At 39.8% G+C, this 9,631-nt stretch carries 7 protein-coding genes; 6 read left to right on the top strand and 1 reads right to left on the bottom strand.

Features of this window, described 5'->3' with window-relative positions; translation table 11 throughout:
- Nucleotides 1–1,748: SH3 domain-containing protein (locus tag AC3WLU_RS13595; protein ID WP_492597398.1), on the top strand; the 1,748-nt coding region annotated here is incomplete at its 5' end.
- A 44-nt stretch (nucleotides 1,749–1,792) separates the two neighbouring features.
- Here the strand turns inward: AC3WLU_RS13595 and AC3WLU_RS13590 are convergent.
- Complete coding sequence (locus tag AC3WLU_RS13590; protein ID WP_057279116.1) at nucleotides 1,793–2,227, bottom strand: Rrf2 family transcriptional regulator; 435 nt, start codon at nucleotides 2,225–2,227, stop codon at nucleotides 1,793–1,795.
- Between the two features lie 313 nt (nucleotides 2,228–2,540).
- Here AC3WLU_RS13590 and AC3WLU_RS13585 point away from each other — a divergent pair, with 313 nt between their 5' ends.
- The 5 genes from AC3WLU_RS13585 (at nucleotide 2,541) to AC3WLU_RS13565 (ending at nucleotide 9,559) form a co-directional block, all read left to right on the top strand.
- Nucleotides 2,541–3,233, top strand: a complete 693-nt coding sequence (locus tag AC3WLU_RS13585; RefSeq protein WP_057279115.1) for a DsbA family protein — start codon at nucleotides 2,541–2,543, stop codon at nucleotides 3,231–3,233.
- Nucleotides 3,234–3,235: 2 nt separating this feature from the next.
- Entirely contained in the window at nucleotides 3,236–3,646 is a 411-nt protein-coding gene (locus tag AC3WLU_RS13580; RefSeq protein WP_063574908.1) for a disulfide oxidoreductase, read from the top strand.
- Nucleotides 3,647–3,916: 270 nt separating this feature from the next.
- Nucleotides 3,917–4,558, top strand: coding sequence for an NAD(P)-dependent oxidoreductase (locus AC3WLU_RS13575; protein ID WP_492597397.1), 642 nt, complete (start codon nucleotides 3,917–3,919; stop codon nucleotides 4,556–4,558).
- Nucleotides 4,559–4,931: 373 nt separating this feature from the next.
- Nucleotides 4,932–5,819 (top strand): UTP--glucose-1-phosphate uridylyltransferase GalU, encoded by an 888-nt coding sequence (galU, locus tag AC3WLU_RS13570; RefSeq protein WP_098864690.1) that lies wholly within the window; start codon nucleotides 4,932–4,934, stop codon nucleotides 5,817–5,819.
- Nucleotides 5,820–5,956: 137 nt separating this feature from the next.
- Nucleotides 5,957–9,559, top strand: a complete 3,603-nt coding sequence (locus tag AC3WLU_RS13565; protein WP_492597396.1) for a CDP-glycerol glycerophosphotransferase family protein — start codon at nucleotides 5,957–5,959, stop codon at nucleotides 9,557–9,559.
- Nucleotides 9,560–9,631 lie beyond the last annotated feature (72 nt).

Raw genomic sequence — 9,631 nt, 5'->3', positions numbered from 1 at the left:
GAACGAAAATGACGGTGTATTCGGAATCCAAAGGCTGGGCGAAGATCAAAGCCAATGGAAAAGACGGCCATGTCAGTACCAAATATCTATCGACAACAAAACCAGGAACGGGATCAACGGCAGTCACGCCTGAAAAAACGACGACGAAATATGTAAACGTAAGCTCTGGAACGCTCAATATGAGAAAAAGCGGGTCGGAAAGTGCGAGCATAGTCGCAAAGCTGTCAAAAGGAACGGAAGTGACGGTCTATTCGGAATCCAAAGGCTGGGCGAAAATCAAGGCAAATGGGAAGGATGGGTATGTCAGTACTGACTACCTATCAACGGCAAAGCCTGGAACGGACTCCAAACCATCCATACCTGAAATAACGACAACCAAATATGTAAATGTCAGCTCGGGTTCACTGAATATGCGGAATAAGCCGTCGGATAGTGCTTCCATCATTGTGAAATTGGCAAGGGGTGTAGAGGTAGAAGTCATCTCGGAATCAAATGGCTGGTCAAAAATTAAAGCGTATGGCGGAGAAGGTTATGTCAGTACGAAATATCTATCAGCAACGAAGCCAGGTTCTGTACCGGGACTGAATCCAGATGGAGAAGCAAACACATTAGTTAAATATGTAAATGTAAGTGATGGCTCGAGTCTGAATATGCGTTCAGCAGCATCGGCTTCCGCTTCAATTATAGCCAAGCTCGTAAATAATACGACCGTAACGGTGTATTCAGAGTCTAATGGCTGGTCAAGAGTCACGGCCAATGGAAAAACCGGATATGTCAGTACGCAATATTTAACGGCCAAAGCACCGGAAGGTCAGGGAAGCTCGAATGGATCGATAATCAGGATCGATAAAGAGTATAATCTTACGATGGAAAAGATGGTTGAAATTCAAATGGCCGTAAACGGTCAGACGGATAAGAAGTATAAAACCTACATACGCGAAGATGGATTAACTTTAATCAATTCAACAAAAGGTACCGTTAAAGGAACCGGATGGCGTGTCAGGGGCGGAGCTGGATCGAATTATTGGGCAGTCGGACCTGTAAGCAATTATCAATCATTGAACATTAAATCAAAAGTAAGGGGCTCTGACGGATATTATTGGTATGAGGTGGACTATAACAAGACATGGGTAAATGCCAGTCCGGAAGATATAGAATATAATCTTAACCCAAATAATTTCGTGAATGATCCAGTCCATTCATTCCAATTCGTCAAGCTCTCCCAAGTCACCAACATGAACGTTTCTGAAGTGAATGATAGAATCCTTTCAGGCAAAGGGATACTACAAGGCAAAGCGGCAACCTTCACTGCGGCAGGGGAAAAATACGGGGTCAATGAAATCTACCTGATTTCACATGCTTTGCTGGAGACCGGGAATGGCACTTCTCCATTAGCGACTGGCGTAAAGGTGAACGGGAAAACGGTCTATAATATGTATGGAGTCGGGGCGTTTGACGGAACGGCGCTAAGCAGCGGCGCTCAATACGCCTATAATGCGGGCTGGTTCACCCCGGAAGCGGCCATCATAGGCGGTGCTGAATTCATCGCCAAAGGATATATCTCTGCTGGGCAGGACACGCTTTATAAAATGAGGTGGAATCCTACAGCTGCAGAGAAATATGGATATGCATCACACCAGTATGCGACTGATATTGGCTGGGCAACAAAACAAGTGAAACAGATTTATAATTTATATAGTTTATTAGATTCGTATAAATTGACGATTGAGGTTCCTAAGTATAAATAAGGAAATGGAAAAAAACACATGAGTCAGGCTCATGTGTTTTTTTGCTACTCAGTTTTATCCTTTTCCAGAATCCCCTTGACGACATCCTCGATCGTCACCGCTCCCAACGCCTTTTCCAAGGCAAGTTCAGCAACGGAAAAGATGGGTTCTATTGTATCTTGTATATTTCTTCCAACGGTGCATGCTGGATTAGGATTTTCATGAATTCCAAATAATTCTTTATCGGAGACAATGTTGACAGCGTGATAAACATCGAGCAAAGTGATATCAGACAATTCCTTGGCCAATGTCGCTCCGGCGATACCCGGCCGAACATTCACTAAACCTGCATTCTTCAGCATGCCAGTGATTTTTCTGATTAAGGCTGGGTTAGTGTTTACACTTTTTGCAATAAAATCGGAAGTGTTAACGCCTTCTTTGTTTATTTCTAAAAGAGATAATATATGGATTCCTACGGAAAAGCGGGTACTGATGGACATCTCTTTTTTCTCTCCTTTAAAATCTCTATTCCTATATAGTATAAATTATTTAACATGTAATTCAAGTGGTTACAAGTTATAATGGCCTGCAAGAATAATATTTATCCATTAACCGTTTCCTTGTCAAGTCACGCCGTTGCTGCAAAGGCAAAAATAAAAAGTATGTGTAATTGACAAACAAGCATGGTGAAACTTATATTATAACGTGTAAATGAATCAGTTACAGGTGAAATGTGCAGGAAGGGGGAATTGAAATCGGCCGCCATGGCTGGGTAAGGAATATCGACACAACTACAAGTGATGGAGGTATATGATGGCTAATAAAAAAAAGGGTAATCAAAAACAATCTTCTGCATTCACGTTTTGGATCATCGGGTTAATCGCTGTAATCATTATTGGCTTTATATTTTTAGCAAATGGGAAAAAAGACGAAGATACAGCCGTTAATGAAATCGATTATAAATCACAACCATATTTGGGAGAAAAATCGGCTCCTGTCCAAATAGTGGAATTTGGGGACTATAAATGTCCAGTCTGTAAGACATTCGAGAAGCAATTCTTCCCTTCTATACAAAGTGAATTGATTGATACAGGAAAAGCGCAATTTTATTTCATGAATTATTCGTTCATTAACGTCGATTCAACCAGATCCGCTAAATTCGCGGAAAGTGTTTATCAGGAATTAGGCAATGAGACCTTTTGGGAATTTCATGAGCTTTTGTTCGATAAGCAGCCAGCTGACCTGAAATATGAAAAGGAAGATGTCTTTACGGACAAATTCTTAGAAGAAACATTGAAAGAAATCGCAAATGACAAAGATGTGAAAAAAGTCGTTACCTCGTTTAAAGCCAAAAAGTCCGAGGACCAATGGAACAAGGATATGGAGTTGGCCGACGAATTGGGCGTTACTGGAACACCTTCCTTATTTGTCAATGGCAAGAAGTTTGAAGGAAATACAATCGATGATTTAGTGAAAATGGTTGATGATGCAGCGAAGGAGAAATAGTGATGAACAAGCCTCTATTATTTTCTTGGATCCTGTCCATCATTGCCACTGCCGGAAGTCTCTACTTTAGTGAGGTTCTCCATTATGTACCCTGCACCTTTTGTTGGTACCAAAGGATCCTGATGTACCCGCTCGTCATCTTATTGGGCCGGGCATTTTATGAACAGGACCTGAAAATCTATCGATACATCCTCCCATTATCGATTTTGGGCATGGCGGTGTCAGGGTATCACTATAGTCTGCAAAAAATTCCAGCACTACAGCATTTCGAAATGTGCCAAAGCGGTGTTCCCTGCTCAGGTGAGTATATAAATTGGCTAGGATTCATCACGATCCCGTTTTTGTCCTTCATCGCCTTTACGCTCATCACAATCTGCATGGCACTGCTAATGAAAAAGAAAATCAGCATGTAATGAAGCGCACCATTCTAAAAGGAATGGTGCGTTTTTATTTGGATGAAAATATCGACGAAAATCTTGATATATCATCAAAACTCGGACTATATCGACGAAAAACAGCAATAATTCATCGAAACCTGGATTATATCCACGAAACTGCGGATATATCTCCGAAACATCTCTAAATAATAAAGTTGACAAACTGGTAACCTGTAACTTATATTATTACATGTAAGTAATTTGATTACAATTGATTTTAAAAACAATATATAGGAGGAATGTAAAATGAAAATCGGTATTATTGGTGCGAGCGGAAAAGCTGGAAGTCTGATTTTAAAGGAAGCATTGACTAGGGGACATGAAGTTACGGCCATTGTCAGGGATGAAGCTAGAGTCCAAATTCAAGGAGCTTCCGTACTGGAAAAAGACGTATTCGATCTGAAAGCAGAGGATATTAAAGAATTCGATGTTGTAGTGAATGCATTTGGCGCTGCTCCGGGGAAAGAACATCTGCATGTGGACGCAGGAAAAATCTTGATTGAAGCAATGAAAGGCGCTCCACAAACGAAACTGATCGTTGTTGGCGGAGCTGGAAGCCTTTTTGTTGACGAAGCAAAAACGATTCGTGTCCTGGATACGCCTGAGTTTCCTAAAGAATACTTTGCAACAGCGTTGAATCAATCCAAGAACCTTGGAGATCTGCAAAACGCCACTGATATACAATGGACCTTCATCAGCCCTTCCGCCTTCTTTGATCCGCAAGGAAATAGAACAGGCAGGTATAAACTGGGTAAAGACAACCTTCTTGTAAACTCAAAGGGCGAAAGCTATGTAAGTTATGCCGATTTTGCCCTTGCAGTACTTGATGAAATTGAAAATCCGCAGCACATCAACCAGCGCTTTACCGTTGTTGCCGAAGCTGAATAATTTAGTGACGTCTCTCCTCTGGGGTGACGTCTTTTTTTTCGATAGTAACTTCTGAAATTGCCATACTCGCCAAGGAAGCCGATCAAAGAGCTGACGGTGGGCACCGATAGGGAAGAAACCAAGCGGAAATTTGAAGCGGGTGAGATGATCAATAATTGATAAGTCTTTAGATCTATGGGCGGTAAGTAAGAAAATAAGGCCTTTTCCTTAAAATCGGGGAAAGGCCTTAAATATTTTGGTTGCGTTTACAAATGAAGGAATTTTTTCTGTTAATATATTTACAAAAAGAGAGTCTATGTTACTATAAAAAGGATGATTCAGAAAAAAATGGGTCGTTTTGTTGATTTATCCTAATATGAAGGAGTTACAAAGAATGAAAAAAGTTAAAAAGGCCATTATACCTGCAGCGGGATTGGGAACCAGATTCTTGCCCGCAACGAAGGCTATGCCTAAAGAAATGCTGCCAATAGTCGATAAACCAACTATACAATATATTATAGAAGAAGCCGTGAAAGCGGGAATTGAAGATATAATCATTGTCACAGGAAAGAATAAACGAGCGATAGAGGATCATTTTGATAATGCGTACGAACTAGAGAATAACTTAAGTGAAAAAGGGAAATTCGATTTATTGGAGAAGGTGCGATACCCATCCAATTTGGCTAATATCCATTACATTAGGCAAAAAGAACCGAGAGGCCTCGGACATGCTGTTTGGTGTGCACGTAACTTTATTGGTGATGAGCCATTTGCCGTCCTTTTAGGCGATGATATCGTGGAAAGCGATGTGCCCTCCCTGCGTCAATTGATCAACGAATATGATGCGACAGGTTCGTCCATCATTGGTGTGCAGCCGGTGAATGAGAACGAAACACATAGATATGGCATCATCGACCCGCTTACGCAAGATGGCAGGAGATACGAAGTGAACCGTTTCGTCGAAAAACCAAAACAAGGAACGGCACCATCCAACTTAGCCATAATGGGAAGATACATACTGACTCCGGAAATATTCGATTTCCTGGCCAAGCAGGAAACAGGGGCTGGCGGTGAAATCCAGTTAACGGATGCCATCCAAAAACTGAATGAAATCCAAAGTGTCTTCGCTTATGATTTTGAAGGGAAACGCTATGATGTCGGAGTTGTCGATGGCTTTGTGAAAACGACAATTGAATTTGCCCTGCAACGCCCCGATTTAAGAGACGACATTTTAAAAGTAATGGAAAATATCCTCGAAATGCACAAGGCAGTGGATAAGTGATCTTTTAAATTAATAGAGTAATTAGTTTAGAAAAAATCTCCAACTATTGATCATTCATAGTTGTTATTTTTGGTTACTGAAATGCAAACATAATTTTGAATGGTGAATATAAATCCATAAAAGGGGATGCCTATTTAGTGAATAAGAAGGTAATAAAAAGAAAAGTCGATTTCCTTAAACAGCCTATTGTTAATTTCCTATTAAAGGAAAATCATCAGCGTGTAAATAGATATGCAAAGTATTATGAGAAATTAAGCATTCAAAAAAACACCATTCTATATGAGAGCCGTGATGGAAACAGTATGACCGACAGTCCATACGCGATGTTTAAATATATGCTGGAAAATCAGGACTATCAAGATTTTGTGCACATTTGGTCCATCCAGGATTTCAGTGTCCTCTCAGGTGTAATGGCGAAGTATAAGGATATGCCGAATGTTCAATTTGTTCAACGTAATTCAAAGGAATATTTAAAGTGGTTGGCAACAAGTGAGTATTTAATCAATAATTCCACATTCCAGTCTTTCTTCATCCCTAAAAGCGATCAGATTTACATCAATACCTGGCATGGAACGCCCCTTAAGAATATGGGCTTTGATATACCCGGTAATCCTTCGGTCTCTCAAAACGTGGTCAGGAACTTCTTGAGTGCAGATTTCATTTTGAGCCCTAATGCCCATACTACCAACATATTTACACATAGCTATAAGTTAAATGGACTGTATAAAGGTGAAATAATAGAAGAAGGATATCCGAGGATCGATTTGACGCTGAATACGAATCCGGAGGAGTTTAAGGATTATTTAAGGACCCTGGGTTTGAAAATCAGTGATGCTAAGGAAAATATTTTATATGCCCCGACTTGGAAGGGGACGAACCTGGCCAAGGTGGATAATGATCTTCTTCAAATCATTGCTGATATTCATTATTTACAAAGTCAAATCGGTGAACAATATAACTTATTAATTAAGGTGCATCCATTTCTATATAAAGAAGCGGCCAAGCACTCGGAAATCAAGGATCGGCTAATACCAGACCATGTGGATACAAATGAATTGCTTGCTGCAGTCGATTTGCTTATCACGGATTATTCCAGCATTTTCTTTGATTACCTTGTTACCGATAAGCCCATTCTATTTTACACTTGGGATACGGACGTTTATGCAGAGCAAAGGGGACAATATCTCCAAAATGACGAACTTCCGGGACCCATGCTTTTTAACTCAAAAGAATTGGCGCTAGCCATTAAAGATATTAAAGATGTGAAATTGAGATATTCCGATAAATATAAAAAAATGCAGGAAAAGTTCACGAACCATGAGGATGGAAAAGTAACAGAGAGAATAGTCAAAAATATATTCAATAAGTCTACGAAACAACTAAACATAATTACCGGGCTGGATTCCGCAAAGGAAAAAATATTAATTTATCCGGGCGGTTTGAGGGATAACGGGATTACATCCTCTTTCCTTAACTTAATGAATAATATTGATTATGATAAATATGATGTCAGCTGTTTTACGGGCACTCCTCACTCATACGAGGTTTTGAAAAATATGGGCAAGGTTAATAAGAATGTGCGTTTTCTATTCAAACCTGGCTTGCCTGTTTATAACATACTGGAAGTCTATAAAGATAAATTCATCCATAACAGAGGGGAAAGAGGTTTCTTAGGGAAGAAGCTTTACCCGGAAAATGCCTATATTAGAGAGCATGCACGTTTATTCGGCAAAACAAAGTTTGATTTTGTTATCGATTTTAGCGGTTATAGCCATTATTGGGCTAAATATCTGCTTGCGGCGGATGCAAAAAAGAAAGTTTGTTATATGCATAATGATTTGCTTTCTGATAGTGAACGCATCATTAACGGAAAAAGACCGCACCGGATTAATCTAAGGGGGATTTTTTCGGTATACAATCGATTTGATAAACTGGTAAGCGTGTCTGAGGGAACGATGGAATTAAACCGAAAGAATCTATTGGAGTATGCAGACTTCGATAAATTTGATTATGTAATGAATTCCATCAACCCGGATAAAATCCTTCAAATGGAGTCAAATGAGCCTGAAGGTAGCGAAAATGATGAAAAGGCGATGATCACAGAAAACTTCAAAGCGAGGGCGATATTAAAGGATGTCAAGGATCATCCTGTTTGGAATACCCTTCCGGGAATTTCGAATGCCGCTCAATTTCCATTGGAAGAACGATTTGAAGGTGCTGAAATCGTGATTTCGAGGAAAACCCATGCTGATCAAAAGACCTTTTATAAATTCAGTCATGACAATCAAATAATAGGCTGGATTAGTGAAGAAGCTGTGGAGCTTCTGCCAGACAGCATCATTTATGAAAAAGAAGTGGATAAAATAGCAAGGTTAGTTAGACCTCGATCGAACTATATTTGGTCCTTGCCGTATAAAGTTGAAGGAACGTACAAAGTTTCCGGCAGTCATGATTTTAAAGGGATCATTGTAAAAGTCGATAGGGAAGCAAAAACCCAGCATTCGATTTATAGCAGAATATCAGTAAAAGACAAGATCATAGGCTGGATAGATAATTCTGCTTTATCCGTGCTTGAACATTGTACAATCAATGAAGACATGAGCTATAATGACAAGCTGCAAATCATGATGAAAAGAAAATATATAATATCGAGAAACTATAAAAACAATAAAAAGTTCATCGATAAGATCGAGAATAGAACGCTGAAGGAAATAAACACCGGTAATCAGAAGTACGGTAAAATAACCAACCCGGAAGATCATACAATCTGGACGAAGGCATATCCGAACTACAAGGCTAAAAGAGTGAGCAAGGCAATCGATTTTGAAGGGCAAATCGTCAGAATCATCAAGTATAATAGAACCAACAAAGGCGGCTATTACCTTTTCGAGATAGACAATAAGATAATCGGCTGGCTAAATACTGGAGCATTTGAAATGATAGAAGAGCCAATGGTGCTAAAGGAACGGGAAGTGCGCGGCACTGCCGAAATTAAATTAGGCGATTATCATATATGGGATAAGCCTTATGGGCTGCAAGATGCCATGGTCTTGGAGAATGGGCCAACCTTTAATGGCCGGATCGTTGAATTCGATAAAGAAGCGGTTACTCAACTTGGTACGTATGCCCATATATCATTGGATGGGGTATCTATAGGCTGGATCGATAGACAGGCGTTAATCGTACAAGAGGTCCATGGGTTGGAAGTGAATGATCAATTCGTTCCATATCCTGATAAAAATGATTTTAACTTTGTCAATATGGGAAGGTTATCCCCTGAAAAAGGGCAAGATAATTTGATTCGTGCATTCGCAGGCTTTCATGGGAAACACAAAAATAGTAAACTGTATATTTTAGGACAAGGACCTTTAAAGGAAGATTTGCAGGCAATCATTGATGAGCTGGACTTAAATCATTCCATTCATCTTTTGGGTCAGCTTGAAAATCCATTTTCGTTCATGGAAAAATGTGACTGCTTCGTTCTTTCCTCACATTATGAAGGCCAGCCTATGGTATTATTGGAGGCAATGACCTTAGGAATGAAAATCATGGCTACTGATATAGTGGCTAACCGGACCGTTTTGGAAAACGGTAAATATGGTTTGCTTGTCGAAAATAGCATAGATGGACTGGAAAAGGGCTTATCTACCATGGTTAGTGATGATAATCCTGAACTAGCGAAGTTTGATTACACCCAATATAATGGACTGGCCATGGAAACCTTCAATAAATGCTTATAAAACGAGGGAGGTCCTTATAATTAGACCTCCCACTAATGACATATGCGAGATTTAAAGATTCATTCAAGCTTA

Source organism: Peribacillus sp. FW305-BF15, from assembly GCF_058783805.1.
The sequence above is the reverse complement of the archived record's forward strand: the minus strand, read 5'-3'. Positions and strand labels throughout refer to the sequence as shown.